The organism is Anaeromyxobacter sp. Fw109-5 (assembly GCF_000017505.1).
Classification (GTDB): domain Bacteria; phylum Myxococcota; class Myxococcia; order Myxococcales; family Anaeromyxobacteraceae; genus Anaeromyxobacter.
Map to the genome: position 1 here is coordinate 5,067,409 of NC_009675.1, position 24,652 is coordinate 5,092,060.

27 protein-coding genes are annotated in these 24,652 nt (G+C 73.7%); 5 read left to right on the forward strand and 22 right to left on the reverse strand.

The window, feature by feature from the left end; all coding sequences use genetic code 11:
• Positions 1–170 precede the first annotated feature (170 nt).
• Both ANAE109_RS22225 and ANAE109_RS22230 read left to right on the forward strand, forming a co-directional pair.
• Complete coding sequence (locus tag ANAE109_RS22225) at positions 171–653, forward strand: hypothetical protein (RefSeq protein ID WP_012099152.1); 483 nt, start codon at positions 171–173, stop codon at positions 651–653.
• A 51-nt stretch (positions 654–704) separates the two neighbouring features.
• Entirely contained in the window at positions 705–1,586 is an 882-nt protein-coding gene (locus tag ANAE109_RS22230; protein WP_012099153.1) for an MBL fold metallo-hydrolase, read from the forward strand.
• Positions 1,587–1,625: 39 nt separating this feature from the next.
• Here the strand turns inward: ANAE109_RS22230 and ANAE109_RS22235 are convergent, their stop codons facing one another.
• The 11 genes from ANAE109_RS22235 to ANAE109_RS25650 form a co-directional block, all read right to left on the reverse strand.
• On the reverse strand, positions 1,626–2,183 hold the full coding sequence (locus ANAE109_RS22235) for a DUF2846 domain-containing protein (protein ID WP_012099154.1): 558 nt from the start codon (positions 2,181–2,183) through the stop codon (positions 1,626–1,628).
• A 193-nt stretch (positions 2,184–2,376) separates the two neighbouring features.
• On the reverse strand, positions 2,377–2,841 hold the full coding sequence (locus ANAE109_RS22240) for a YkvA family protein (RefSeq protein ID WP_012099155.1): 465 nt from the start codon (positions 2,839–2,841) through the stop codon (positions 2,377–2,379).
• A gap of 55 nt (positions 2,842–2,896) precedes the next feature.
• A complete protein-coding gene (locus ANAE109_RS22245) occupies positions 2,897–3,796 on the reverse strand; it encodes a potassium transporter (RefSeq protein ID WP_012099156.1) in 900 nt (299 codons plus the stop codon).
• A 53-nt stretch (positions 3,797–3,849) separates the two neighbouring features.
• Positions 3,850–4,863: an S-methyl-5-thioribose-1-phosphate isomerase gene (gene mtnA, locus ANAE109_RS22250; RefSeq protein ID WP_012099157.1), complete on the reverse strand. Its 1,014-nt coding sequence runs from the start codon at positions 4,861–4,863 to the stop codon at positions 3,850–3,852.
• Positions 4,860–5,075 (reverse strand): hypothetical protein, encoded by a 216-nt coding sequence (locus ANAE109_RS22255; RefSeq protein ID WP_012099158.1) that lies wholly within the window; start codon positions 5,073–5,075, stop codon positions 4,860–4,862. The genes mtnA and ANAE109_RS22255 overlap by 4 nt, the downstream gene beginning before the upstream one ends.
• A gap of 80 nt (positions 5,076–5,155) precedes the next feature.
• Positions 5,156–6,607, reverse strand: a complete 1,452-nt coding sequence (gene gatB / locus ANAE109_RS22260) for an Asp-tRNA(Asn)/Glu-tRNA(Gln) amidotransferase subunit GatB (RefSeq protein ID WP_012099159.1) — start codon at positions 6,605–6,607, stop codon at positions 5,156–5,158.
• A 2-nt stretch (positions 6,608–6,609) separates the two neighbouring features.
• A complete protein-coding gene (locus tag ANAE109_RS22265) occupies positions 6,610–7,044 on the reverse strand; it encodes a hypothetical protein (RefSeq protein ID WP_012099160.1) in 435 nt (144 codons plus the stop codon).
• A 16-nt stretch (positions 7,045–7,060) separates the two neighbouring features.
• Positions 7,061–8,533: an Asp-tRNA(Asn)/Glu-tRNA(Gln) amidotransferase subunit GatA gene (gene gatA, locus ANAE109_RS22270; protein WP_012099161.1), complete on the reverse strand. Its 1,473-nt coding sequence runs from the start codon at positions 8,531–8,533 to the stop codon at positions 7,061–7,063.
• Complete coding sequence (gatC, locus tag ANAE109_RS22275) at positions 8,530–8,817, reverse strand: Asp-tRNA(Asn)/Glu-tRNA(Gln) amidotransferase subunit GatC (protein WP_012099162.1); 288 nt, start codon at positions 8,815–8,817, stop codon at positions 8,530–8,532. The genes gatA and gatC overlap by 4 nt, the downstream gene beginning before the upstream one ends.
• Positions 8,818–8,826: 9 nt before the next feature.
• Positions 8,827–9,168, reverse strand: coding sequence for a zf-TFIIB domain-containing protein (locus ANAE109_RS22280; protein ID WP_012099163.1), 342 nt, complete (start codon positions 9,166–9,168; stop codon positions 8,827–8,829).
• Between the two features lie 5 nt (positions 9,169–9,173).
• Positions 9,174–10,613, reverse strand: a complete 1,440-nt coding sequence (locus ANAE109_RS25650; protein ID WP_012099164.1) for a zinc-ribbon domain-containing protein — start codon at positions 10,611–10,613, stop codon at positions 9,174–9,176.
• Positions 10,614–10,805: 192 nt separating this feature from the next.
• Here ANAE109_RS25650 and ANAE109_RS22290 point away from each other — a divergent pair, with 192 nt between their 5' ends.
• On the forward strand, positions 10,806–13,580 hold the full coding sequence (locus ANAE109_RS22290) for a DNA translocase FtsK (RefSeq protein ID WP_041449578.1): 2,775 nt from the start codon (positions 10,806–10,808) through the stop codon (positions 13,578–13,580).
• An 88-nt stretch (positions 13,581–13,668) separates the two neighbouring features.
• Here the strand turns inward: ANAE109_RS22290 and plsY are convergent, their stop codons facing one another.
• The 7 genes from plsY to ANAE109_RS22325 all read right to left on the reverse strand — a co-directional run bounded on the left by plsY (position 13,669) and on the right by ANAE109_RS22325 (position 18,605).
• Entirely contained in the window at positions 13,669–14,280 is a 612-nt protein-coding gene (gene plsY / locus ANAE109_RS22295; protein WP_012099166.1) for a glycerol-3-phosphate 1-O-acyltransferase PlsY, read from the reverse strand.
• Positions 14,277–14,690 (reverse strand): DUF2752 domain-containing protein, encoded by a 414-nt coding sequence (locus ANAE109_RS22300; protein ID WP_012099167.1) that lies wholly within the window; start codon positions 14,688–14,690, stop codon positions 14,277–14,279. Before ANAE109_RS22300 ends, plsY begins: the two co-directional genes overlap by 4 nt.
• Positions 14,687–15,826: a YIP1 family protein gene (locus ANAE109_RS22305; RefSeq protein ID WP_012099168.1), complete on the reverse strand. Its 1,140-nt coding sequence runs from the start codon at positions 15,824–15,826 to the stop codon at positions 14,687–14,689. The genes ANAE109_RS22300 and ANAE109_RS22305 overlap by 4 nt, the downstream gene beginning before the upstream one ends.
• 119 nt (positions 15,827–15,945) lie before the next feature.
• Positions 15,946–16,248 carry an NADH-quinone oxidoreductase subunit NuoK gene (nuoK, locus tag ANAE109_RS22310; RefSeq protein WP_012099169.1) on the reverse strand — a complete coding sequence of 101 codons (303 nt, stop codon included), beginning with the start codon at positions 16,246–16,248 and terminating at the stop codon, positions 15,946–15,948.
• Positions 16,249–16,251: 3 nt separating this feature from the next.
• Positions 16,252–16,764, reverse strand: coding sequence for an NADH-quinone oxidoreductase subunit J (locus ANAE109_RS22315; RefSeq protein ID WP_012099170.1), 513 nt, complete (start codon positions 16,762–16,764; stop codon positions 16,252–16,254).
• A 3-nt stretch (positions 16,765–16,767) separates the two neighbouring features.
• Positions 16,768–18,093 (reverse strand): NADH-quinone oxidoreductase subunit NuoF, encoded by a 1,326-nt coding sequence (gene nuoF / locus ANAE109_RS22320; RefSeq protein WP_012099171.1) that lies wholly within the window; start codon positions 18,091–18,093, stop codon positions 16,768–16,770.
• Positions 18,090–18,605: an NAD(P)H-dependent oxidoreductase subunit E gene (locus ANAE109_RS22325; protein WP_041448629.1), complete on the reverse strand. Its 516-nt coding sequence runs from the start codon at positions 18,603–18,605 to the stop codon at positions 18,090–18,092. The genes nuoF and ANAE109_RS22325 overlap by 4 nt, the downstream gene beginning before the upstream one ends.
• A 97-nt stretch (positions 18,606–18,702) precedes the next feature.
• Between ANAE109_RS22325 and ANAE109_RS22330 the strand changes: the two genes are divergently transcribed.
• On the forward strand, positions 18,703–19,449 hold the full coding sequence (locus ANAE109_RS22330) for a TIGR02266 family protein (RefSeq protein WP_012099173.1): 747 nt from the start codon (positions 18,703–18,705) through the stop codon (positions 19,447–19,449).
• Between the two features lie 53 nt (positions 19,450–19,502).
• Here the strand turns inward: ANAE109_RS22330 and ANAE109_RS22335 are convergent, their stop codons facing one another.
• The 4 genes from ANAE109_RS22335 to purF all read right to left on the reverse strand — a co-directional run bounded on the left by ANAE109_RS22335 (position 19,503) and on the right by purF (position 23,250).
• A complete protein-coding gene (locus ANAE109_RS22335; protein ID WP_012099174.1) occupies positions 19,503–19,940 on the reverse strand; it encodes a GNAT family N-acetyltransferase in 438 nt (145 codons plus the stop codon).
• A 158-nt stretch (positions 19,941–20,098) separates the two neighbouring features.
• Entirely contained in the window at positions 20,099–20,386 is a 288-nt protein-coding gene (locus tag ANAE109_RS22340; RefSeq protein WP_041448630.1) for an HU family DNA-binding protein, read from the reverse strand.
• Between the two features lie 158 nt (positions 20,387–20,544).
• Positions 20,545–21,678: a hypothetical protein gene (locus ANAE109_RS22345; RefSeq protein ID WP_012099176.1), complete on the reverse strand. Its 1,134-nt coding sequence runs from the start codon at positions 21,676–21,678 to the stop codon at positions 20,545–20,547.
• Positions 21,679–21,795: 117 nt separating this feature from the next.
• A complete protein-coding gene (purF, locus tag ANAE109_RS22350) occupies positions 21,796–23,250 on the reverse strand; it encodes an amidophosphoribosyltransferase (protein ID WP_012099177.1) in 1,455 nt (484 codons plus the stop codon).
• Positions 23,251–23,442: 192 nt separating this feature from the next.
• On the opposite strand from purF, the gene ANAE109_RS22355 reads away from it, so the two are divergent.
• Complete coding sequence (locus ANAE109_RS22355; RefSeq protein WP_012099178.1) at positions 23,443–24,651, forward strand: neutral/alkaline non-lysosomal ceramidase N-terminal domain-containing protein; 1,209 nt, start codon at positions 23,443–23,445, stop codon at positions 24,649–24,651.
• Position 24,652 lies beyond the last annotated feature (1 nt).

Sequence of the window (24,652 nt, forward strand, 5' to 3'; positions counted from 1 at the left end):
GCCGCGAAACGGCGCGCCTCCGGGCCTCCGGAAGGGCGGTCATATACGATCGACTCGGCGGGGCTGTCAAGGAATCCCGAGGCTTGGCTCGGGTCGCTCCCCTGGTGCGCCTGCCTGCCTAACCGCCTCACATTGCGCGGACCACCCGATCACCGGATCCTGCGCCCACTATGCGCAAGCTCACGCTCGCTCTCGCCGGAGCGCTCCTGCTGCCGGCGCTGGCCGAGGCGCAGATCCGCGCCTCCGCCGGCATCAGCATCGATCTCCCCGTCGTCCTCCCGCAGCTCGTCGTGATCCAGCCCGGGGTCCAGGTCGTCCCGGAGTGCGATCACGAGGTGTTCTTCGTCGACGGCTACTACTGGGCCCGCGAGGATCACGTCTGGTACCGCTCGCGCTCGCACCGCAGCGGCTGGGTGGTCGCCCCGGCTCGGGTCGTCCCCGCCAGGCTCGTGAAGATTCCCCCCGGCCACTACAAGCGCTGGAAGCCCGCGAAGGGGAAGCACTACGCCGGCCCCGGACGGCCCCAGCCTGCGCCCGCGTACTACCGAGGCCGCGATCACGACCGTCGCGATCACGACCGCCGCGATCGTCACGACCACGATCACGACGATCACGGCCACGGCGGCCACGGCAAGCACAAGGGCAAGCACTAGCCCGCCGCCGCGACGCTGTCCCCTGCGGGCCACGCCGGCTATCTCACCGGCGTGGCCCTTCGTGCGCGCGCCGCCCCGGAGAACGCTCCGGGCGATCTCTTCGTCGACGATCGCTGCATCGCCTGCGACACCTGCCGCCGCCTCGCGCCGGCGACCTACGGCGGCGGCGAGGACGACCGCGCCTTCGTGGCGCGCCAGCCCGCGGATCCCGGGGCGCGGGACCGGGCGCTCATCGCGCTCGTGTCCTGCCCGGTCGCCGCGATCGGCTCGGACTCCGGCGCGGGCGTGCGCGAAGCATCGCGTGCCCCGCCCGTCGCGCTCGCGCCGGACGTCCCCGACGTCCTCGACTGCGGCTACGCGGCGGAGTCCTCCTTCGGCGCGGCCTCCTGGCTCGTGCTGCGCCCGGGAGGCAACGTCCTCGTCGACTCGCCCCGCTTCGCGGCGCCGCTCGTCGAGCGGGTCCGCGCGCTGGGCGGCGCCCGCTTCATGTTCCTCACCCACCGCGACGACGTGGCCGATCACGCCCGCTGGGCGGAGGCGCTCGGCTGCGTCCGCGTGCTCCACGCGCGCGACGTGACCGCGCGCACGCGCGAGGTGGAGCTCCGGCTCGACGGCGACGCGCCGGTGCCGCTCGCGGACGGCCTCGTCGCCATCCCGGTGCCGGGCCACACCGCGGGCTCGACGGCGTTGCTCTTCCGCGAGACGTACCTCTTCACCGGCGATCACCTGTGGGGCGACGCCGAGGGCAGGCTCGGGGCGTCTCGCGCGGTGTGCTGGTGGGACTGGGAGGCCCAGACGCGCTCGATGGGGCGGCTCGCGGCCCACCGGTTCGAGTGGGTGCTGCCGGGGCACGGCCGGCCCTGGCGCGCGCCCCACGCCGCGGCCGCGCAGGCGGCGGTCCGCGCGCTGGCCGCGGAGATGCGAGCGCCCTGACGGCGCGACGTCGAGGCGCGGCCGCCCTCGCCGTGATCGCTACATGACCCCCGGCGCCGCCGGGGCCGGCGCGACGCACGCGCCGGCGGAGCAGATCCGATCACCCTTGCAGTCGGTGTCCTTGGTGCAGCCCGGCGCGGGAGCGCCGTGACTGGACGCGTTGGTCGTCGCCAGCGAGCACTGGGTGACCGCAGCGCGACCTTCCGCCTCGTCGACGAGGTGCAGGGCGCTCCGCGGCGCCGCGAAGCCCATCTTCACCTCCTGCCACACGAAGTAGTTCTTCCCCGGCTCGGCGGCGAAGACGATCTCCGCCGTGTTCTCCGCCTTGGAGATCACGCGGTGCTCGCCGGGAGGGATCGGCAGGTGGAGAAAGGTCTTCGCCGCGGTGTCCCCCAGCCAGGTGCCGTCGAGCAGGACGCCCATCGACACCGCGTACCCGAACTGCTCGTGGCGGTACACGTAGAGGTTCGCCGTCTGCTGCGCGGGAGCGAACTGCTTGGCCGCGAGGTCCTGGGCGGGCGGCGCCATCGGCACGTGGGCCGCGCAGCCGGTCGCCATCATCAGGGCCAGGCCGAGTACGAGCGTCTTCCTCTGCATCGCTGCTCCCCCTCGGAGCGTTCGGGTCGAAGAGACCCACGCATGGTAGCACCGGGAGCGAAGGGACACGGAGGGACCAAGCAACGATTTTCGACTGCTCGGGTCCGCGCTCGCGACGAACGAGCGCGTCGATTGTCGAATCGCGCGGCGAACGAGCACGGAGCCGCGGACGCAGGCACCGCGCCGTACGACATCAAAGACCGAAGTGAGCCGGCGAGAGCCCCTTCCACGAGCAGTACTCGCGGAGCTCGCGCTTCACGAGGCCCCAGGTCATCGCGAGCAGCACGGCGTCGTCGGCCAAGCCGATGGGGAACAGCACGTCCGGAACGAGGTCCAGCGGCGAGAGCACGTACGCGACCGCCGCCGCCAGCGCGGCGAGCGACTTCCACGGCACCTTGCGGTAGGAGCCGTTCGCGTAGTCTCGCAGCACCATCCACAGGAGCCGCAGCTTCGCGCGGAACGCGCCGGGTGTGCGGCGCGCGTACCAGGGCGGCCGCCGCAGGAACCGGCGCGCCGCCGAGACGCGCTCGGGGAGGCTCTCCGGCGTGATGTCCCTCGCCTCGCGGGCGAGCTCGTTCGCCGCGGCCTCGCGACAGGAGAGGCAGTCCGCGCTCGAGCCGAGCGGGCGCGCGCAGGCGGGGCAGGTGCGGGTCGCCATCGCTCGAATCTAACGCATCGCGGCGACGCTCGCCGGCCCCCGATCCGGCCGCCCCTCAACGCGCGGCGCGCCGCGGGGTGCGCTCGCCGGGGGGCTCGATCGCAGTCACCTCGTGGAAGCGGCGGTAGTCGACGGCGTGGTCTCCCCGGGGCAGGACCTTCACGATGTCGCGGAAGCGCGCCTCCCAGCGCAGGTCCTCGGGCAGGTAGGTGCGGCGCGCGTGGATGACGCGGCTCAGGCCCTCGTCGAAGCCCGAGAGCGTCACGACCAGCTCCGCGTCCGCCGCCGCGAGCGACGCCTCGGTCTCGCCGGAGAGCGGGCTCTCCCGGGTGATGGGATGGACCGCCGTCCAGGCGTGCGAGAACAGCGCCGAGCCGCCGCGGGCGAGCGGCAGGTCGTGGGCGCGCCGCACCACCTCGCCGTCCTCGCCGGGCTCGTCGCGCACGAGCATCACCGAGACCTTGGCGTCGAGGATGTGGCTCGTCCGCTCGTTCGCCATGCGGAACAGGAGGGCCCGCCCGCCCGCGTGCGGGCCGACGACGGCCACCCGGCTGAAGATGACGCGCGCCGGGATGCGCGAGTACTTGGCGAGGAGGATGCCGGCGCCGATGACCGCGAGGAGCCAGCGGACGAAGGTCTCGACGGCGGACACGGCGCCGGCGGCGAGCCACCGTCCGGAGAGGGGCGCGGCGGGCGCGGGCGGCGCGTCCGCGGCGGCGAGCAGGGCGGGCAGCAGCGCCGTCCCCGGCGGCCACTCCGCCGCGAGCGCGAGGTGGGCGAGCCCGAAGAGCGCCTGCGTGCCGAAGAAGACGAGCGCGTAGATCGTGACGAGGCGGGACCAGCTCCCCGTGGCGAGCCGGTGATAGAGGTCCGCGAGCGGGCGGCGCCGGAGCCCGATGATCTTCACGCCCCGGCGGGCGTGCCCGAAGACCCGCGTCGAGCCGATGTCGGCCATGCGGGCGCGGATGTTAGACGCAACGTGACGGGCGCCGGAAGGCGCCGGTTTGCCTACCTGGCGGCGAGCGCCGCCAGCCCCGGGGCGAACGGGCGGCGCACCACCCCACGCTCCGTGATGATGGCCGTCACGAGCGGCTCGGGCGTGACGTCGAAGGCCGGATAGCGCGCCGGCACGCCGGCGGGGGCGATGCGCTGGCCGGCGAGCGTCACCACCTCCTCGTCGCCGCGCTCCTCGATCGGGATCGCCGAGCCGTCCGGCGTCGCCAGATCGACCGTGCTCCACGGGGCCGCCACGTAGAACGGGAGGTGGTGGTAGGCCGCGAGCACCGCGAGCGCGTAGGTGCCGATCTTGTTGGCCACGTCGCCGTTCGCCGCGATGCGGTCCGCGCCGACCACCACGCACGCGATCTCGCCCTGCGCCATGAGCCAGCCGGCCATGTTGTCGGTGAGGAGCGTCACCGGGATGCCGTCGCGCTTCAGCTCCCACGCGGTGAGCCGGGCGCCCTGCAGGAAGGGCCGGGTCTCGTCGGCGAAGACGGTGACGGGGTTCCCCCCCTCCACCGCGGCGCGGACGACGCCGAGGGCGGTCCCGTAGCCGGCGGTGGCGAGCGCGCCGGCGTTGCAGTGGGTGAGGACGCTCGCGCGCGGGGGGAGGAGCGCCGCGCCCAGCGCGCCGATCCGCCGGCAGGCGGCCTCGTCCTCGTCGCGGATGGCGTGCGCCTCCTCGAGCAGCGCCGCCGGGCCCAGCCCGAGCCGACGCGACATGCGCCGCACCGCCCAGGCGAGGTTCACCGCCGTGGGGCGGGCGTGCACGAGCCGCTCGGACGCCTCGCGCAGCCGCGCCGGCTCCGCGCCGCGCCGTGACTCGAGGGCCAGCCCGTAGGCGGCGGCCACCCCGATCGCGGGCGCGCCGCGGACGGTGAGGTCCTTGATGGCCTGCACGACCTCGTCGCAGGAGGCGAGGTCGAGCCAGACCTCCTCCGACGGCAGGCGGCGCTGATCGAGGACGCGGACGACGTCACGCCCCTCGTCGTAGATCACGGGACGGAGCGGCTGCGGGTTCATCGCGACTGCCTCCCCAGCCCCGCGAAGAGCCGCAGGGCGAAGTAAACCGCCGCCATCGCGGCGGCCGCGGCGGCGGAGAAGCGGCGCTCGATCGCGAGGACGCCCGCGACGATGGCGCAGCCCACGAGCGCGATGGCCAGGAACAGCCGTGTCGGCCCGCCGGCCGCGCCGGCGCCGGAGGGCCCTGCGCCCCAGCCTGCCCACCTCGCCATTCCCTCGCTCCCGCGCCCGCGCCAGGGCTTGCTCGCCCGCGCCGGTGCGCGCGGAGCGGTCCACCACCGAGGAGCGGACTCTACCCGCCCAGCTTCCTCTTGAGGAGGGCGTTCACCACGGCGGGGTTACCCTTGCCGCGCGTCTCCTTCATCACCTGCCCGACGAAGAAGCCGAGGAGCTTCTTGTTCCCGCCGCGGTAGCGCTCCACCTCACCCGCGCTCGCGGCGAGGACGCGGTCCACGGCGGCCTCGAGTGCGCCCTCGTCCGACACCTGCGCGAGCCCCTTCTCCCGCACCACCTCGGCCGGCTCGGCGCCGGAGCGGAAGACCTCCTCCACCACCTGCTTCGCGCCGGGCCCGCCGATGGTCTGCGCGTCCTGGAGGCGCAGGATCGCCGCGAGCTGCGCCGGCGCGATCCGCCACGCCGCGGGCTCCAGCGAGAGCTCGTTCGCCAGCCGGGCGACGTCGCCGTTGAGGAGGTTCGCGATCCGCTTGGCCGCGTCCGGCGAGGCGCCGTACGCCGCGAGCGTCGCGTCGAAGAAGTCGCCGATGCCCTTGTCGGAGACGAGGAGCTCCGCGTCCTGGGCCGAGAGGCCGAGGTCGCGCTGGTAGCGCGCCGAGCGCGCCCGCGGGAGCTCCGGGAGCTCGCGCCGGATGCGCTCGACGAGCGCCTCGTCCACCAGCACGGGCGGCAGGTCCGGCTCCGGGAAGTAGCGGTAGTCGTGCGCCTCCTCCTTGGACCGCATCGAGCGCGTCTCCCCGCGATCGGGGTCGAAGAGCCGCGTCTCCTGGTCGACCTTGCCGCCGGACTCGATGAGCTCCACCTGCCGGCGCACCTCGTAGTCGATGGCCTGCCGCAGGAAGCGGAAGGAGTTCATGTTCTTGAGCTCGCAGCGCGTGCCGAGCCGGGTGGCGCCGCGGGGCATGACCGACACGTTCGCGTCGCAGCGGAACGACCCCTCCTGCAGGTTCCCGTCGTTCACGCCGAGCGCCATGAGGATGGCGCGCAGCGACTTGAGGTAGGCGATGGCCTCGTCGATCGAGCGGAGGTCCGGCTCCGAGACGATCTCGAGGAGCGGCACGCCGGCCCGGTTCAGGTCCACGCCGGAGCCCGCCGCGGTCACGTCGTGCACGTTCTTGCCCGCGTCCTCCTCCATGTGGATGCGGGTGAGGCGGATGCGCCGCGCCTCGCCGCCCACGGCGATGTCCACGCCGCCGCCGGAGCAGATGGGCAGCTCGTACTGCGAGATCTGGTAGCCCTTCGGCAGGTCCGGGTAGAAGTAGTTCTTCCGCGCGAACACGCTGCGGCGCTGGATCTCGCAGCCGAGGGCGAGCCCCGTGCGGATCGCCATCTCCACCACCGCGGCGTTCAGCGCGGGGAGCGCGCCGGGGAGCCCCAGGCAGACCGGGCAGACGTGGGTGTTGGGTGCGCCGCCGAACTCGGTGGGGCAGGCGCAGAAGATCTTGCTGCGGGTGAGGAGCTGGGCGTGGACCTCGAGCCCGAGGACCACCTGGAAGTCCGAGACCGGCATCGCTAGTGGGCCCCCTGGCGCGGGCCGAGCGCGCCGCCGGAGCCGGCCGGCGCGAGGCGGTTCCAGCGCCGATCGCTCGGGTAGAGGAAGGCGAGGGCGACGACGTCGAGCGCGAGCACCACGACGAGGCGCGCGTCGCGCGTGACGAGGTAGGCGACGAGCGGGAACAGCGCGGCCGCCTCGCAGAGCGACCAGCCCACGAGGAAGCGCGTGAGCGTCGCCGCCTCGCGTCCGCTGCCGCGCGCCGAGTAGAGGCGCGGCGGCAGGACCCGCGAGAGCGCCACGTTGAAGGCGGAGGCGGCGGCGGCCAGCCACAGGAAGAGCGTGCGGTGCTCGGTGGCCGGCGCGCCGCGATCGAGCGTCAGGGCGACGCCCAGGAAGGCGAGCGGCACGACGAGGAGCGCGGCCCAGAGCAGCGTGGCGATGCGGCGGGTCATGGCGCGTGCCTCACGTTCATACCGTCGGCGCCGGCAGGGGCCCCGCCTCGCGCTCGAGCGCGCGCGCGGCGCGGAGCAGCGTCGCCTCGTCGAAGGGGCGGCCGACGAGCTGGAGCCCCACCGGCATGCCGCTCTCGCGCTCGAGCCCGCACGGCACCGACAGCCCCGGCAGCGCGGCGAGGTTCGCGGTGATGGTGAAGACGTCGGCGAGGTACATCTGGAGCGGATCGGCGGTCTTCTCGCCCAGCCGGAACGCCACCGTCGGCGCCACCGGCCCCGCGACCACGTCGCAGGAGCGGAACGCCTCGTCGAAGTCGCGGCGGACGAGGGTGCGGACCTTCTGCGCGCGCAGGTAGTAGGCGTCGTAGTAGCCCGCGCTGAGCGCGTAGGTCCCGAGCATGATGCGCCGCTTCGGCTCCGCCCCGAAGCCGCGCTCGCGCGTGTCGGCGTACATGTCCTTCAGGCCGCGCGCCTCGTCCGCGCGCAGCCCGAAGCGCACGCCGTCGTAGCGGGCCAGGTTCGAGGAGGCCTCGGCGGGCGCGATGAGGTAGTAGGCGGCGATGCCGTAGCGGGTGTGCGGCAGCGACACCTCGACGAGGGTGGCGCCGAGCCGCTCGTACGTCGCGAGCGCCTCCCGCACCGCGCGCTCGACCCCGGGCGCGAGCCCCCCGGCGAGCCACTCGCGCGGCACGCCGACGCGCAGCCCGCGCGCGCCGCCCTCGAGGCCGCCGAGGTAGTCGTCCACCGGCCGCGACGAGGAGGTCATGTCGCGGGGGTCGTGGCCGGCGATCACCTGGAGGAGCTGCGCCACGTCGCGGACGGTGCGGCCGAGCGGCCCCACCTGATCCAGCGAGGAGGCGAAGGCGATGACGCCGTAGCGCGAGACGCGCCCGTAGGTGGGCTTCAGCCCCACGACGCCGCAGAACGCGGCCGGCAGCCGGACGGAGCCGCCCGTGTCGGTGCCGAGGGTCCCGTGCACCTGGCGCGCGGCCACCGCCGCCGCGCTGCCCCCGGAGCTGCCGCCGGGCGTGCGGGCGAGATCGTACGGGTTGTGACAGGGCCCGAACGCGCTGTTCTCGTTGGACGAGCCCATGGCGAACTCGTCCATGTTGAGCTTGCCGACGAGCACCGCGCCGGCGCGCTCGAGCCGCTCCACCACCGTCGCGTCGTAGGGCGGGACGAAGCCCTCCAGGACGCGCGAGGCGGCGGTCGTCTCGACGCCCTTCGTGAGGAAGATGTCCTTCAGCGCGATGGGGACGCCGTCGAGGGGCGAGCGCCGCTCCCCCTTCGCCGCGCGCGCGTCCGCCTCCGCGGCGGCCGCCCGCGCCCGCTGCGGCGTCGTCCGGAGGAAGGCGCCCACGCGGCCGTCGGTCGCCTCGATGCGCGCGAGCGCGGCCTCGACGAGCTCGCGCGACGAGCCGCGCCCCGCCGCGAGCAGCTCGCCGGCCTCGGCGAGCGAGAGGGAGGTGAGCTCCGCGGGCGCGCTCACTCGATGATCCTCGGCACCACGAAGAACGTCCCCTCGCGCGCGGGCGCGTTCGCGAGCGCCTCCTCCGGCGGGAGGCCCGGGCGGACCTCGTCCGGACGGGAGGGCACCCCCTCGGCGAGCGCGTGCGTCATCGGCTCGACCCCCGAGACGTCCAGCTCCGCGAGCTGGGCGACGTGATCGAGGATCGCCGAGAGCTGACCCGCGAAGGTGCGCTCCTCCTCGGGCGAAAGACGGAGGCGCGCCAGCGCGGCGATGCGCCGGACCTCGTCGAGCGTGAGCGACATGCGGCGCGCCTAGACGGGCTTCTTCGTCTCGGGCTTGAACCAGTTGAGGATCGAGCTCATGACGCCCTTCGACTCGGGCTTCTCGATGTGCTCGAGCTCGCCCTGGTCGAGGAAGATGCCGTTGCAGGAGAAGCACACGTCGACGTCCACGCCGCGCAGCCGCACCTCGTGCATCTGCATCCCGCACTTGGGGCAGCGCATCCAGTGCAGCTCCTTCAGCCGCTGCTGCTCGGCGGCCTCGGTCTGCTTCTTCACCTGCAGCGCGAGCTTGCGCTTCTTCTCGGCGTCCTCGCGGACGAAGTACTCGTCTTCGGTGGTCGTCGCCTTCCCAGGTGTTCCGCGATCGGGCATGTCGTTCATCTCCTCAGCTCGGCGATGGCGTTGCGCGCGACGGCGGCCTCCTCACCGTCGGGGTGCTCCGCCAGGTATCTCTCGTAGCGGCGGATCGCGTCCGCGTCCCGTCCCTGCGCCCGGTACGCCTCGGCGAGGCCCAGGAGCGCGTCCGCGTGAGCGGGGACGAGCTCCAGCGCGGCCTCGAAGCTGGCCGCGGCCGGGGCGTAGCGGGAGAGATCGAGATAGCACAGCCCCCGCCCCGCCAGGGCGTCGGCGTTCTGAGGATCGTCCGAGGCGACCCGGCCGAACAGCTCCAGCGCGCCCCGGTAGTCGCCCCGCGCGCGGAGCCGGCCGGCCTCGGCGAGCAGGGCCTTCGGCCCGCGCGGGCGGCTCGGCTGCTGGGCGGCCTGGGCTTCGGTGGCAGGCGCGGCGGGCTCGGCGGACGCGGAGACGACGGCCGTGCCGGCGGGTGAGGAGCCTGGCTGCGGGAGAGCCGCCACCACGGCCGGACCTTCCTCGACCGGGCTCGTTCCTCGGTTCCGGTCCGCGGCTTCGGAGGCGGAGCTCCCCTCGGTCGGGGTCGCGGTCGCGGTCGCGGTCGAGGTCGGGGTCGGGGTCGCGGTCGGGGTCGTCCCTCGACTCCGCTCCGCCGCCTCGGCGACGGAGCTACGCTCGGGATGAGCGGCCTGTGGGTCCACGCCCGCGGTCGGGGTCGCGTTCGCGGTCGGCCTCCCCCGCGCGATCGCGGTCGAGACGACGCTCACCCCGGCGCGCACCTTCTCTTTCGCGCCGGGCACGAAGCCGTACGCGCCCGCCGCCGCGGCCACGAGGAGGAGGGCGGCCACGGCGCCCCAGAGCGCGGCGCGCCCCCGCCGTCGGACCGGCGAACGCGCGCGGGGCGCAGGGGCGGGAGCGGGCCTCGCCGCCGGCGGCCGCGCCAGCGTGGCGGGGGGCGGGAGCGGCAGCGCGGGAGGCGGAAACCCCGAGGGCGGCGGGGGCGGGACGCGCGGGGGGCGGGGGGTCTCGACGGGCGTCGCGCGGGCGCGCTCCGCCTGCTCCACCACCGCGAAGAAGCTGCCGAGCTCCTCGATCTCGCCGAGCCGCTTCCAGGTGTCGCCGCCCGCCGAGATCTCGGCCTCGCGGGCGATCTTCCCCTCCACGATCCACTTCTGCACGGTGGTGAGCTCGCGGCAGGTGAGGACGCCGCCGCCGGGGCTGCGCACGCGCCACTCCCGCGGCTCGCTGCGCGGCGGGGCGCCGCCGCTCGGGCGCGCGGCGGCGCTCGCCGGCAGGGGCGCGCGGTCGAGCTCGCCCGGCTTCACCGGCACGGTGACGACGAGCTCCTTCTTCTTCACCTTGAAGAGGTGCCCGCAGTTGGTGCACTGCACGGCCAGGCCCGACGGCGTGACCTGCTCGTCGTCGAAGACGTACTGGGCCTTGCAGCGCTCGCAGCGGACGTCCATGGCGCTCCGAAAAGTCGCGAGTTCTCGCGGATCTTACGCGAGGTCACCGCACCCGCCGAAAAATTGACCCTCGGGGCCCCCCCGATATCCTCCGAGGGACGAGGCCTCGTCCAGCGGAGGCGGGCCCGGGTGCGCCTGCGCGGCAGCACCGGCGCGGGCGTTTCACGGAGCGAGGGGCAGGTGGTCGCGCGCATGGGCAAGGCCAGGTCGAACCGTCGTCTTCCCGAGAAGGAGCGCTCGAAGAAGGGCGACAAGGAGTCGCGCGCCGCGGGCAAGGCGGCGCCGCGCACCGGGATGGCCCGGGACATCGGCGCCGTGGTGCTCCTCGCGCTCGCCGCGACGAGCGGCCTCGCCTTCGCGACCTACTCCTCGCTGGACGGCGCGCTCATCGCGCGCGGCATGGCGCCCTCGAACCTCGTCGGCCCCGTGGGCCACCGGCTCGCCGGCGGCGTGTACGGCGTGCTCGGGTTCTCCGCGCTGGTCCTCCCCGTCGCCCTCGGCGCCGCCGCCTGGCGGCTCTTCCGCGGCGCGCCGCCGCGGCTCACCATCGTGGGCGCGCTCGCCTACGCGGTGCTGACGCTGTGCGTCGCGACGCTCGGCCACCTCGCCCTGGGCGGCCACCAGCTCGCCTCGTTCCCGGCGGGCGGCGCGGTGGGGCGGGCGCTCAGCGCGAGCGCGGAGGGGCTCCTCTCGACGTGGGGCAGCGCGATCGTGGTCACGGCCACCGCGCTCGTGGCGCTCATCGTCGCCGCGGACGTGAAGCCCCAGACCATCGTCGGCCTGCTGGCGGACGCCGCGCGCGGGCTGTTCGGGTTCGCCACCGATCGGGTGGCCGCCGCGGTCGAGGAGCACCGCATCGCGGTGGCCGAGCTGCGCGCCGAGGAGGCCGCGGACCGCCAGCGCCGCGCCGGCTCCGAGGCGCTCGCCGAGGACGACACCATCGAGGCGAGCGACGACGACTCGCGCGCGGAGGCCCGCGCCGTCGCCGGCGCCCTCGCGCTCGAGCACGCCCGCCGCACCGGCTTCGAGGATCCGGCCTGGGTGAGCGGCCTCGGTCCGCCCGCTCCCGCCGACGAGGAGCCGGAGCCGCCCGCCGAGCCGGCCCGGAAGAAGCGCAAGGCGCGCGACGAGAAGGAGCCCGCCGAGGCGAAGTCCGAGGCGAGGCCCGCCGCGGTGGAGCTGCCGCCTTCCGAGGCCGCCGCCCCGGAGCCGCTGCCGGAGCCGCCGGCGAGGCCCGAGATCGTCGTGTCCCAGGCGATGCTCGAGCGCAGCAAGAAGAAGGAGAAGAAGAAGGAGGCCCCGGCGTTCGCCTTCACGAAGGCCGGCGACGTCTTCAAGCTCCCCTCCACCGACATCCTCGACGCCCACGAGGAGAAGGCGAAGGCGGTCGACGAGCAGGCGCTCACGCGGACCGCCGACGTCATCGTCGCGACCCTCCGCCAGCACGGCATCGAGGGCGCGATCAAGCACATCCGGCCGGGCCCGGTGGTGACGCTCTACGAGTTCTCCCCGGTGGCCGGCGTGAAGCTCGCGCGCATCGAGAACCTCGACAAGGAGCTCACCATGGCGCTCAGCGCCATGCGGATCCGCATCATCGCGCCGATCCCGGGCAAGGGGGTCGTGGGCATCGAGGTGCCGAACCGCGATCGCGCCACCGTCTACCTGCGCGACATCCTCGAGTCCGACGCGTTCGCCACGGCGGGTGGCTTCATGCCGCTCGGCCTCGGCAAGAACATCGAGGGCATCCCGTACTGCGTCGACCTCCAGAAGATGCCCCACCTCCTCATCGCGGGCACCACCGGCTCCGGCAAGTCGGTGGGGCTCAACACCATGATCTGCTCGCTCCTCTACCGGCAGACGCCGGCCGAGGTGCGGATGATCATGGTCGATCCGAAGATGACGGAGCTGACGCTCTACGAGGACATCCCGCACCTGCTGCTGCCCGTCGTCACCGATCCGCAGAAGGCCGCGCGCGCCCTGCAGTGGGCGGTGGACGAGATGGAGCGCCGCACGCAGGTCCTCGCCGACACTGGCTCGAAGGACCTGAAGAGCTACAACGGCAAGGTCGAGAAGCTCCGCGCCGAGCAGCGCACCTTCGAGGAGAAGGACGCGCCGCCGCCCCGCAAGCTGGTGGTGGTGGACGAGGTGGCGGGCGAGACCGAGGAGGAGGCCGCGCTGCGGGCCGCTGCAGCTCCGGTCGCGCAGGAGCCCGTGCAGGCGAGCCCCGAGTTCGAGGACCCCACCGTCCCGCCGCCCGCCGACCCGGTGGCGGCGCGCGACGAGCGGAAGCTCCCGCAGAAGCTGCCGTACATCGTGGTGGTCATCGACGAGCTCGCCGACCTCATGATGACCGCGCCGCGCGAGGTGGAGATCTCCCTCGCCCGGCTCGCCCAGAAGGCGCGCGCCACCGGCATCCACCTCATGGTCGCGACGCAGCGGCCCTCGACCGACGTCATCACCGGGATGATCAAGAACAACTTCCCGGCCCGCATCAGCTTCCGCCTCGCCTCGCGCCACGACTCGCAGACCATCATCAACGGCCCCGGCGCGGAGACCCTCCTCGGCGACGGCGACATGCTGGTCCTCACCGCCACCCAGCCCGTCACCCGCGTGCAGGGCGCGTTCGTGTCGGAGGAGGAGCTCCAGCGCGTGGTGGAGTTCCTCAAGGAGCAGGGGAAGCCGGTCTACGACGACTCGATCCTGAAGGCGCGCGAGGGCGGCGGCGACGGCCGCTACGACTCCGACGAGGACGACCCGGTCTACGACCAGGCCCTCGACCTCGTCTCGCGGATGGAGGAGGTGTCGGTCTCGAAGCTCCAGCGCGAGATGCGGCTCGGCTACAACAAGGCCGCGAAGATCATCGAGCGCATGGAGCGCGAGGGCGTCGTCGGTCCGGCGAACGGCGTGAAGCCGCGCCAGGTGCTCATCCGCCCCGTGGGCGAGGTGTCGCCGGTGCCGAACGTGTAGCGCGGGAGCTGGGCTTCGGCCTTCACGCTCACTGGTCCGGCGGAGGCGTCCGCGAGGCCGGCGCCTCTCCGGGGGCCCGAGAGCCGCCTCACACCCGCATCCGCTTCTCCTCGCCGCGCACCAGCCGCCGGATGTTCTCGCGGTGGCGCACCACGATGAGCGCGGCGAGCGCGAGGCCGGCCCAGCTCACCGGGCTCGTCCAGCCGTGGGCCACGAACGTCCCGAGCACGCACACCGCGGTGCCGGAGAGGGAGCCCACCGAGGAGATGCGCGTCGCGCCGTAGGCGACGCCGTAGGTGACGGCGCCGGCGAGGGCGGCCCAGGGCGAGAGCACGAGGAAGATGCCGAGGCCCGTGGCGACCCCTTTGCCTCCCCTGAACCCGAGCCACACCGGGTAGAGGTGCCCGACGAAGGCGGCGAGCGCGACGAGCACGGTGAAGAGCTCGGCCCGCGGCGTGCCGGCGAGGAGCCAGCGGGCGACGAGGATCGGGACGATCGCCTTCGCGGCGTCGAGGAGCAGCACGGCGATCCCGAGCTTCTTGCCGCCGGCCCGCGCGACGTTGGTCGCCCCGATGTTCCCCGAGCCGACCTGGCGCACGTCCACCCCGAGCACGAACCGCCCGAGCACGACGCCGAAGGGGATCGAGCCCGCGAGGTAGCCCGCGGCGACGAGGACGAGACCGAGCACCGTGTCGCTCACGAGCGGAGCTCCCGCAGGACGAGGAACGCCCAGTTGCCGAGGAGTGCCACCAGCCCGAGCGCGACCGCGCAGCGCGCCGCCCGCTCGGAGGGAACGGGCAAGGGCGCGCCGAGCGCGGCGCGCGCGAGGTCGAGCGCGGCGAAGAGCCAGGCCGCGGCGGCGAGCGCCGCGCCGAGCGGGCTCGCGGCGACCGCGGAGGCGACCTCGCCGTGGGCGAGGTGGACGAACGCGTGGGTCATGCCGCACGTGGCGCAGGGGATGCCGGCCAGCCCGCGCATCGGACAGACGAACGGGAGCGAGAGCAGCGGGAGGAACCGCGCCGCGAGGAACGACAGCGCGCCCATGATCGCGAACACCTCGGCGTGCCCGAAGCGCGAGGTCCGCCGCCACCGTACCGCGCTCGTGATCACAGGCTCACCGAGTGCGTGCCGCCCTGCAGCACCCCGCCGAACCCGAGCCCGGCCGCGGCGCAGCAGGAGCAGATCACGATCAGCAGGAGCGGGGACAGCACCGCGAAGGTGGACTTCCCGGGGCCGCAGCGCTGCGTCTCCCCGAGCCCGACGATCATGGCCACCGCCGCCCACCCGAGCGCGAGCAGCCCGCCGCAGCCGGGCACCACGAGCAGCAGGTTCAGGCCGAACGCGTACGCCACCGCGGTCAGCGTGGCGTTGAACCCGCGCGGCGCCCCGCGGACGAGGAGCAGGATGCCGTGGACGATGGCCGACCACAGGTAGACGCCGATGATCGCGGCGAGCGGCGCGAGCACGATCTGCGCGACCGTCGAGGAGCCGGACAGGCTCTCCACGTACATGCGCACGTAGCGCGCCTGCTCCTCGGGCATGCCCTCCGCGACGGCCTCGAGCATCTCCGCGACGCGGCTCCCGGTCGCGAGGCTGTAGAACCCCTGGAAGATGTTACCAATGGTGTAGGCGATCACCGCGAAGAGCACGGCGGCGCCGGGCTGGTCCACGCGCACGCGCCGGAAGAAGGCGCCGGGGTGCAGGGCCACGAGCTTCCAGGTCTCGAAGAACGAGGAGACGAGGCCGCGCTGGCGCCGCTCGGCGAACGGGGCGGGCTGCTCGGGACCCTGCGGGCCCCGCGGACCGCCGGGGCCCCCGGGACCACCCCAGCCGCCTCCGGGGGGAGGTCCCCACCCTCCTCCCGGCGGGCCACCCCAGCCGCCCCCAGGTCCGTAGCCGCCGGGGGGCGGCCCGGGCGGAGGCGGCAGCTCCGGGCCACGCGGGGCGGCGTGCTCCGGAGGCGCAGGCGGCGCGCCCCAGGACGGCTGCTTCGAGCCGCGCATCCACGCGGGCTCGGGCGCCGGGGCCTCGGCCCGGGGCAGCTCGCCGGGCGGCGGCGGGGGAGCGGCCTCCGGCGCCGCCTCGGCGGGAGCCGCGGGCTCAGGCGGGGGAGGCGGCGCGCCCGCGGGCGGCAGCGGCGCGTTGGGATCGGTGAGGAGCAGCTCCGCGCCGCAGTGCGGGCACCTCTGGCGCCCGAAGGTGTCGGTCTGGAAGGTGCCCTGGCAGCGCGCGCAGCGAGCGATCATGCCGCGAGCTTACCCCGGCGCGTGCCGCCGTGCCCTGAGCTTGTCGACGGCCCGCTCGCCCTCGGCGCCCGGCGAAGGGCGCTCACCCCGAGCCGGTCCGTCGAGGTCGCGCCGCCGCGTCACTCGTGCAGCGCGCGGACCTCGTCGATGTTCACCGTGCCGCGCGTGCGGTAGATGGCGATGACCACCGCGAGCCCGACCGCCGCCTCGGCCGCCGCGACCGCGATGACGAAGAAGGCGATCGCGTGGCCGCCCACGTCACCCGTCTGCCGGGCGAACGCGAGGAACGTGAGGTTCGCCGCGTTGAGCATCAGCTCGACGCTCATCATGACGATGAGGGCGTTGCGCTTGAGGAGGACGCCGGAGAGCCCGATGGTGAAGAGCATCGCGGCGAGCCACAGATACCAGGTGACGGGGACCATGGCTCAGATCTTCTCCTTCGCGACGACCACCGCGCCCACGATGGCGACGAGGAGCAGGAGGCTCGTCACCTCGAAGGGCAGGAGGTACTCGGTGTAGAGCACCTGCCCGACCGCCTTCACGGTGCCGAAGCGGTCCGGCTGCGCGAGCGCGCCCATGGCGCTGTCGGGCACGCGGGCGATGGCGGCGACGAGCACCGCGAAGAGCGACACCGCGCCGATGGCGCCCACGTACTGCATCACCCTGCGGCGCTCGCGCTCGCGGTGCTCCTCGCCCGTCGAGAGCAGCATGATGACGAACAGGAACAGCACCATCACCGCGCCCGCGTACACCAGGATCTGCATGAGCGCGATGAGGTGGGCCGCGAGGAGGACGTAGATCCCGGCCATGAAGAAGAACGCGGCGACGAGGTTCATCGCGGCGTAGACCGGGTTCCGCGCGACGACCACGCCCATGGCGGTGAGCAGGAGGGGGATCGCGAAGATCCAGAAGATGACGAGCTCTGCCGTGGTCTCCATCGCCTAGTACCTCACCCCGCCGACCAGGGCCGGGCGGGAGGACTGGTCGAGGCCCCAGCCGTGGTCGCCGAACGGACAGCGCCGCTCCTCGACGTGGCGGAGGAACTCGTCCCGGAACTTCTTCACGAAGGACTGCACCGGCATGGAGGCCGCGTCGCCGAGCGCGCAGATGGTCTGCCCGCCGATGTTCCCGGCGATCTGCTCGAGCTTCGCGACGTCCGCCGCGGTGCCGTGGCCGTGCTCGATCTTCTCGACGATCCCCTCCATCCACGAGGTGCCCTCGCGGCAGGGGGTGCACTGCCCGCAGCTCTCCTCTGCGTAGAACTTGGAGATGCGGGCGAGCGCGCGGACCATGCAGGTCGAGTCGTCGAAGACGATCACGCCGCCGGAGCCGGACATCGAGCCGGCCGCCTTCACCGCGTCGAACTCGAGCGAGATGTCGATCTCGTCGCCGCGCAGCACCGGCGAGGAGGAGCCGCCCGGGATGACGGCCTTCACCTTCCGGCCGCCGGGGATCCCGCCGCAGTCCTCCATGATGAGCTTCTTCAGGTTGTAGTCGACCGGCTTCTCGAACACGCCCGGCCGGTTCACGTGGCCGGAGACGCCGAACAGGCGCGTGCCGCCCGACTTGCCCACGCCCAGCCCGGCGAAGGCGTCGCCGCCGTTCGCGACGATCCAGGGGACGTTCGCGATGGTCTCGACGTTGTTGATGATGGTGGGCTTGCCCCACAGGCCGACCACCGCCGGGAACGGCGGCTTCAGGCGGGGGTAGCCCTTCTTGCCCTCGAGCGACTCGAGCAGCGCCGACTCCTCGCCGCAGATGTACGCGCCCGCGCCGCGGTGCACGAAGACGTCGAGGTCGAAGTCCTTCTTGCCGAGCAGCCGCTGCCCGAGGATCCCGGCCGCGCGCGCCTCCTCGATGGCCGCCTCGAGGATGCGCGCCTGCCGCGCGAACTCGCCGCGGATGTAGACGTAGGCGAGGTGGATGTCGAGGGCGTAGCAGGTGATGGCGATCCCCTCGATCAGCATGTGGGGATCGTGCTCGATGATGTAGCGGTCCTTGAACGTGCCCGGCTCGGACTCGTCCGCGTTCACCGTGAGGTAACGGGGCCGGATGTCCTTGGGGAGGAAGGTCCACTTGAGCCCGGTGGCGAAGCCGGCGCCGCCGCGGCCGCGCAGGTTCGACCTCTTCACCTCGTCGACGATGGCGGCCGGCTCCATGCCGAGCGCCTTGTCGAGCGCGGCGTAGCCGCCGTCGGCCCGGTACGTCCGGAGCGCGGCGGAGTCGGGCTTCCCCCAGCGTCGGGTCAGGATGAGCGTCTCGCTCACTCGAGCCTCCCCAGGATCTCCTCGACCTTCTTCGGGTCGAGGCGCTCGTACATCTCCTCGTCCACCAGCATCGCCGGAGCGGTGCCGCAGGCTCCGAGGCACTCCACCTCGCGCAGCGTGACGCGCCCGTCCTGCGACGTCCCGCCGTTCGTCACCCCGTACTTGTGCTTGAGGTACTCGAACAGCCGGTCGCCGCCGGTGAGGCAGCACGAGACGTTGGTGCAGACCTCGACGAGATGCCGGCCGATCGGCCTGGTGTTGAACATCACGTAGAACGTGGCCACCTCCTCCGCGCGGGCGGGAGAGGTCCCGAGCCGGTCGGCGGCGAGCCGCTGCACGGCGGGGGTGAGGTAGCCGAAGATTTCCTGGCCGATTCGGAGGGCCGGCAGCATCGCCGCGGCCTTGCGATCGGGCGGGTAGCGACGAAGGACTTCCGCGAGGTCACGGTCGAAGTGCTCGACCTTTTCACGCGGCAGTTCTTCGGCCGTCCCGACGAGCGGTGGATTCGTCATAGAAGTCCGAGAAGGCAGGGGCGAAAGCGCGCCGAGGCTAAGTGAGCACATGTAAGATTGTCAAGGAGATCCGCCGCTGTATACTCGACCACTCCGGATGGAAATCGGTCGAGAAAAACGTCGCGATCCGCGCGTCCCGCTCGTCCTGCGCGTCGACTATCCCGGCATGCAGCAAGCGGTCCGCGACGTGACGGAGAACGTCTCGGCGGGCGGCCTGTTCATCCGCACGGATCGCGATCTGCGCGAGGGCGACCGCGTCCCCTTGCAGGTCAGCTTCCCCGGGCTGCTCGAGCCGGTGGAGGTCGAGGTGGAGGTGGTGCGGCGCCGACCCGCCGGCCAGGACCAGGCGCGCGGCGTGGCGGTCAAGGTCCCGGTCGACCGGGTGGACGACCGGCACAAGCTCGCCCGCATCGCCGAGACCGCGCGCACCGGCCTCGGCCGGGCCAAGCGCACCTACCGCGTGCTCGTGGTCGAGGACAACGCGCGGGTGGTGGAGATGTACCAGTACGCCCTGCGCAAGCTGCGCTCCGAGGGCGAGAACGGCGTGGACGTGGCCGTGGAGTACGCGCCGAACGGCCACGAGGCGCTCGCCCGGCTCGTCGAGCCGCCGCCCATCGACCTCGTGATGGCCGACCTCTACATGCCGGTGATGGACGGGTTCGCGCTGGTCGAGCGCATGCGGGCGGATCCGGCGCTCGCCGGGACCCCCATCGTGATCATCAGCGCCGGCGGGCCGGACGCCCGCGATCGCGCGGCCGAGCTGGGCATCGACGTGTACCTCCAGAAGCCGGTGCAGTTCGCGGACATCATCGCGACGGTCAGCACGCTGCTTCGGATCCGCTGACGGTCGGCCGGCGGCACCGCCCTCCCTTCGACAGGCTCGGGGGGAGCGGTGCGCTACCTCGCGAGCGGCTTGCGCATCACCACGTGGGCGATGCCGGCCTCCTCGAACGGCTCGCCGGCGCGCCGGTAGCCCGCGCGCGCGTAGAACGCCTCCACGTAGCACTGGGCGTGCAGCTCGATCTCCGCGAGCCCGTCGGCGATCGCCCGCGCCTCGAGCGCGGCGAGGATCTGCTCTCCGATGCCGCGCCGGCGAGCGGCGCGCTCGACGGCCATCCGTCCGACGCGGCCGACGCCGCCCGGCTGGCGGACGAGCCTGCCGGTGGCGACGCAGCGCCCGTCCTCGAGGGCGACCGCGTGGAACGCGCCGTCGTCGTGCTCGTCGCGCTCGAGCTCGACCGGCACGTGCTGCTCCTCGACGAACACCGCGTGGCGCAGCGCGAACGCCTGCGCGCGCAGGGCGGGGGTGTCGGCGGGGACGACGATGACGCTCATCGTTCGCTCCATCACCCCGCGCGCGTCGGGCGCCGCTCGGGCCGCGACGTTCACTGCGGGGCTCCGCCTCTCCATGCTCCGCCGGAGCGGCCGTCGCCCAGAAATGCGACGCCCGCCAGGCCGTGAGGCCGGGCGGGCGTCGGGACCTTCTCGAAAGGCTACTTCTTGCCCTTCTTGTTGAAGATGTCCTTCAGGCCCTTGGCGGGCGTGATCTTGATCGCGGTGCGCGCCGGGATCTTGATCTGCTCGCCCGTCGCCGGGTTGCGGCCGATGCGGGCCTTGCGGTCCACGAGCTTCACCGCGCCGAGGCCGCCGAGCGGGATCTTCCCCTCGCCCTTCAGCTTCTTCGTCACGACATCCTCGACCGCCTGGAACACCTGACGGACCTGGGCCTTCGACAGCTGCGCGCCCTCGGCCACCGCCTGGAAGAACTGAGCCTGCGTCATGTGGAAAGCCCTCCTGTCGACCGCCCGCCCAGGGCGGCGAATGGCTTGCGTGATATCGCTTCCCGATCGAGGCGTCAACTTCACGTCATCACGATCACCCTGAAAAATGGGCCGATCGTGACGATCGCTCCCGGGGGGCGGCCGAGGCGTCCGCACCGTCAGCGGAAGGCGGCCACCACCTCCCACAGGATGAGGAGGATGATGGCGACCTCGAGGAGCTCGCTCCGGCTCGTGTCCGCGGCGTCGCCGATGAGGTCGTTCACCTCGGCGAGGAGCCGCTGCTTGCGCAGCACCGTCTCCTGCCAGGCCGGGAGCCGGAAGCGCCGGACGGCGCTCTGGTACAGCCGGGCGAGGTAGAAGTCCCCGACGATTTTCACCGCATTTTCGAGCCTTTCGGTCATCTCGGAGAGCTCGAGCAGGAGCGCGGCGGTGCGCCGCTGGAGGGCCCGGTAGCGGCGGGTGAAGATGTTCACGACCGGGCTGCCCCCCCGCTCGATCTCGTCGTAGATGCGGTGCAGCTCGCGGTCCAGCAGCGCGTCGTAGTAGCGCAGCTCGAGCAGGTGAGCGGTCGCGAACTCCAGCAGGTCGGGGATGTCCTCCACCCCCGAAGGCTCGACCACGAGGGCGCTGTTCCAGTGCACCACCGCGAGGTCGTCCTCCAGGTAGGTGTAGTGGTGGGAGAGGACCTCCTGGCGCTCGGCGGTCGAGAGGCGGACCGCGCTCGTCTCCCCCAGGAGCAGCTCCGGGATGGGGGCGCCGGCGAGGAGGTCCTGCGCCCGCAGCGCGCCCTCCGCGAAGCGCCGCACGAAGAAGATCTGGTAGCTCTCCAGGCCGTCCCAGCGGTGCGGCCGCTCGAGCGCGCCGCCCAGCGCGCGGCAGAGCTCCTCCGCCTCCCGCCGCGCCGCCCCGTCGATCTCCGGGGTGGACTCGCCGAACAGCTCCTCGCCGAGCCGGACGAGGTCCTCGAGCGCGGTGCCCGGGGAGATGGGCAGCTTGTAGAGGATCGACACGACCCCGTAGTCGAAGACGTGCGCGCTCGCCTCCGCGGCGCGCGCCCCCGAGCCGAGCGGCACCTCGCGCCCGCCGAGGGTGATCGCCAGGGGCGGGCGCGGCAGCTCCAGCGCGGTCGCTGCCGGCGCGCCGGTGAGGCGGGCGCGCGACTTGGGCGCCGCCATCGCCACCTCGACGGCGCGCTCGGCGGCGGGCAGATCGATCGCGTCGGCCACGTCGAACAGCCGGTAGACGTGGACCCTCCCGTCCGCGACGACGTAGCGCTGAGGGTTCGCCGCCATGCGCGTCCGAGCTTAAGCACGCTCTCCGACGCCACGGCGGCCCCACCTGCGCGGCCGCCCCGATTGAGCGGTGGGCAAACGGTCGGCGCGCGAAGCGAGCCGCCCGGTGCCGTCCGCTCAGGAGCCGACGACCCGCAGCGGCGGCGCCGGGGTGCGCTTCGGGAACGCGACGAGGTACTCGCCGGAGAAGCAGGCGTCGCAGAAGGTGGAGCGGTCCTCGCCGATGGCGGCGTAGAGGCCGGGCTGCGACAGGTAGCCGAGCGAGTCCGCGGTGACGTAGGTCGCGATCTCTTCCACCGAGTGCGTGCTCGCGATGAGCTCCTGCCGCGTGGGCGTGTCGATGCCGTAGTAGCAGGGCCAGGCGGTGGGCGGCGAGCTGATGCGGAGGTGGACCTCCTTCGCGCCCGCCGCGCGGATCATCTTCACGATCTTGCGGCTCGTCGTGCCGCGCACCACCGAGTCGTCCACCACCACCACGCGCTTGCCGGCGAGCACGCCGCGCAGCGCGTTCAGCTTCAGCTTCACGCCGAAGTGGCGGATCGACTGCTGCGGCTCGATGAAGGTCCGGCCGACGTAGTGGGAGCGGACGAGCCCCATGGCGAAGGGGATCCCCGAGCGCTCGGCGTAGCCGATGGCGGCGGGGACGCCGGAGTCCGGGACCGGGATGACGAGGTCGGCGGGGACGGGGTGCTCCTCGGCGAGCTTCCTGCCGAAGGCGTGGCGCACCTCGTAGACCGACTTGCCGAAGAGCACGGTGTCCGGGCGGGCGAAGTAGATGTGCTCGAACACGCAGCGGCCGAGGCGCGACGGCGGCTGGGCCGGGAAGAGCCGCTCGCTGCGGAGCCCGTCGCCGTCCAGGACGACCAGCTCGCCCGGCTCGACCTCCCGGACGTACTCCGCCTCGATGAGGTCGAGGGCGGTGGTCTCGCTCGCGACCACCCAGCTCCCCTTCAGCTTGCCGAGCACGAGCGGGCGGAAGCCCATCGGATCGCGCGCGGCGACGAGCGCCTTCGGGGTGAGGAACAGGATCGAGTACGCGCCCGACACGCGCCAGAGCGCCTCGCGCACGGCGCCGACGAGCTGCTCGACCGAGCCGGCCGGGCCGGGGGCGCGCGCGCGGGCGAGCAGGTGGACGATCACCTCGGTGTCGGTCGAGGCCTGGAAGATGGAGCCGTCGCGCTCGAGGTCGGCGCGCAGCGCCTCGGCGTTCACGAGGTTGCCGTTGTGCGCGACCGCCACCGCGCCGCCCGCGTACTGCACCGCGAGCGGCTGCGCGTTCTTCACGTGCGAGCCGCCCGCCGTCGAGTAGCGGACGTGACCGATGGCCGCGCCGCCCTTGAGCCGCTGGATGACCTCGGCGGTGAAGATGTCCGCGACGAGCCCCATGTCCCGGTGGACGTGCAGGGTCTCGCCGTCGGTGGCGACGATGCCGGCCGACTCCTGGCCGCGGTGCTGGAGGGCGTGCAGCCCCAGGTAGGCGTAGTTGGCCGCCTCTTCGGACTGGCCGAGCGCCCAGATCCCGAAGACCCCGCACTCGTCCTTCATCTTGTCGTAGACGGCGTCGTACCCCATGAGGCGCGGGAGTATAACGGTGCACGTCTGAAAAAGCTGCCCGCCAGCCGGCTGCTGCGCCGCGTCGCCGTCGCCCTCGCCATCCCCGCGATCGCGCTCGCGATCGCTTCGCTCCCGTGGCGTGCTGAAAGGCCCGAAGCGCCGCCGGGGATCGCCGCTGCGGCGTGTCGGGCGGGCCCTCTCTCTGCGGGCGTGGGAGCGGCCGAGTTCACCCTTCCGGCGGAGGCGCCCATCGCCGGCTTCCCTCGGCTGCGCTGGGCGAGCGAGGGCGTGCGCGAGCCGGTCGGCGCGCGCGCGCTCGTCCTCGCCGCGCCCGGGTGCCGGGTGGCGCTCGTCTCGGCGGAGCTGCTCGTCGTGCCGGCGGAGCTCGAGGAGGCGGTCCGCGGCCGCGTCGAGGACCTCGGGCTCGATGGCCTCGTCGTCGCCGCGACGCACACGCACGCGGGACCGGGCGGCTACTGGCGGAACCTGCTCGGCGAGCGCATCGGCGCGGCGCCCTTCGAGCCTCGCATGCGTGAGGCGATCGTGGCGGGCCTCGCCGACGCCGTGCGGCGCGCGGCCGGGGCGGTCGGGCCGGCGGAGCTCTGGATCGCGCGGGGCACGGTGGAGCCCCTCGTGCGGAACCGCGGCGGCGGGGCGGAGGAAGGGCGGCTCCTCGCGGTGCGGCTCGCGCGGCCGGGAGGCGCGCCGCTCGCGGAGCTGGCGGTCCTCGCCGCGCACCCGACCACGCTCGGCAAGAAGAACCGGCTCATCTCCGGCGACTGGCCGGGGCGGTTCCTCCACGATCCGGCGGCGCGCGCCGGGGTGCGGCTCTTCTTCCAGGGCGCGCTCGGCGATCAGTCCGTCACGCTGCCGGAGGGCGGGCCGGTCGCGCCGGAGCGCTACGCCGAGGCCGTGTCACGAGAGGTGAACGCGCTCCGCTTCGAGCGCGCCGCCGCCCCCGCCCTCGGCTTCGCCGCCGCGGAGGTGGCGCTCCCTGCCCTCGCGCCCGGCGCGCTGCCGTCGCTCCTCCGCGCCGCCGCGCACAACCTGGCCGGCGGCGCGCTGCCCGCCGAGGCGCGGGTCGCGGCGCTCCGGCTCGGGCCGGCGGTGCTCGCGCTCGTCCCCGGCGAGCCGGTGGCGGAGGTGGGCGCGGCGTGGCGCGCCGAGGCCGGCGCGGGCGTGGAGCTCGTCTCGCTCGCCGGCGGGTACGTGGGCTACGTGGAGACGCCCGAGCAGCTCGAGGCGCGGCGCGGCGAGGCGGTGCGCACCTACTACGGACCGGAGCTCGCGGCGCGGCTCGGCCACGGGCTCGCGGCGGCGGTGAAGGCCGCGCGGACGGAGCCGGCCGCGCGCGGTGCGGCGGCGAGGCCGGCCGGGGCGCGCGCCGAGCCGGCGGCGCGCGCGGGCAGCGCGCGCTGAC

What these genes read in the sequence shown, in the direction of transcription:
- ANAE109_RS22225 (WP_012099152.1), top strand. Translation starts at nt 171, where the DNA reads ATGCGCAAGCTCACGCTCGCTCTCGCCGGAGCGCTCCTGCTGCCGGCG.
- ANAE109_RS22245 (WP_012099156.1), bottom strand. Translation starts at nt 3,796, where the DNA reads ATGGCCGACATCGGCTCGACGCGGGTCTTCGGGCACGCCCGCCGGGGC.
- nuoK (WP_012099169.1), bottom strand. Translation starts at nt 16,248, where the DNA reads ATGGTCCCCGTCACCTGGTATCTGTGGCTCGCCGCGATGCTCTTCACC.
- ANAE109_RS22335 (WP_012099174.1), bottom strand. Translation starts at nt 19,940, where the DNA reads ATGAGCGTCATCGTCGTCCCCGCCGACACCCCCGCCCTGCGCGCGCAG.
- gatB (WP_012099159.1), bottom strand. Translation starts at nt 6,607, where the DNA reads ATGCCGGTCTCGGACTTCCAGGTGGTCCTCGGGCTCGAGGTCCACGCC.
- ANAE109_RS22315 (WP_012099170.1), bottom strand. Translation starts at nt 16,764, where the DNA reads ATGGAGACCACGGCAGAGCTCGTCATCTTCTGGATCTTCGCGATCCCC.
- ANAE109_RS22255 (WP_012099158.1), bottom strand. Translation starts at nt 5,075, where the DNA reads ATGGCGAGGTGGGCAGGCTGGGGCGCAGGGCCCTCCGGCGCCGGCGCG.
- purF (WP_012099177.1), bottom strand. Translation starts at nt 23,250, where the DNA reads ATGGGGTACGACGCCGTCTACGACAAGATGAAGGACGAGTGCGGGGTC.
- ANAE109_RS25650 (WP_012099164.1), bottom strand. Translation starts at nt 10,613, where the DNA reads ATGGACGTCCGCTGCGAGCGCTGCAAGGCCCAGTACGTCTTCGACGAC.
- ANAE109_RS22290 (WP_041449578.1), top strand. Translation starts at nt 10,806, where the DNA reads ATGGGCAAGGCCAGGTCGAACCGTCGTCTTCCCGAGAAGGAGCGCTCG.
- gatC (WP_012099162.1), bottom strand. Translation starts at nt 8,817, where the DNA reads ATGTCGCTCACGCTCGACGAGGTCCGGCGCATCGCCGCGCTGGCGCGC.
- ANAE109_RS22305 (WP_012099168.1), bottom strand. Translation starts at nt 15,826, where the DNA reads ATGATCGCTCGCTGCGCGCGCTGCCAGGGCACCTTCCAGACCGACACC.
- ANAE109_RS22325 (WP_041448629.1), bottom strand. Translation starts at nt 18,605, where the DNA reads ATGACGAATCCACCGCTCGTCGGGACGGCCGAAGAACTGCCGCGTGAA.
- ANAE109_RS22280 (WP_012099163.1), bottom strand. Translation starts at nt 9,168, where the DNA reads ATGCCCGATCGCGGAACACCTGGGAAGGCGACGACCACCGAAGACGAG.
- ANAE109_RS22345 (WP_012099176.1), bottom strand. Translation starts at nt 21,678, where the DNA reads ATGGCGGCGAACCCTCAGCGCTACGTCGTCGCGGACGGGAGGGTCCAC.
- ANAE109_RS22240 (WP_012099155.1), bottom strand. Translation starts at nt 2,841, where the DNA reads ATGGCGACCCGCACCTGCCCCGCCTGCGCGCGCCCGCTCGGCTCGAGC.
- ANAE109_RS22330 (WP_012099173.1), top strand. Translation starts at nt 18,703, where the DNA reads ATGGAAATCGGTCGAGAAAAACGTCGCGATCCGCGCGTCCCGCTCGTC.
- ANAE109_RS22265 (WP_012099160.1), bottom strand. Translation starts at nt 7,044, where the DNA reads ATGACCCGCCGCATCGCCACGCTGCTCTGGGCCGCGCTCCTCGTCGTG.
- ANAE109_RS22340 (WP_041448630.1), bottom strand. Translation starts at nt 20,386, where the DNA reads ATGACGCAGGCTCAGTTCTTCCAGGCGGTGGCCGAGGGCGCGCAGCTG.
- ANAE109_RS22235 (WP_012099154.1), bottom strand. Translation starts at nt 2,183, where the DNA reads ATGCAGAGGAAGACGCTCGTACTCGGCCTGGCCCTGATGATGGCGACC.
- mtnA (WP_012099157.1), bottom strand. Translation starts at nt 4,863, where the DNA reads ATGAACCCGCAGCCGCTCCGTCCCGTGATCTACGACGAGGGGCGTGAC.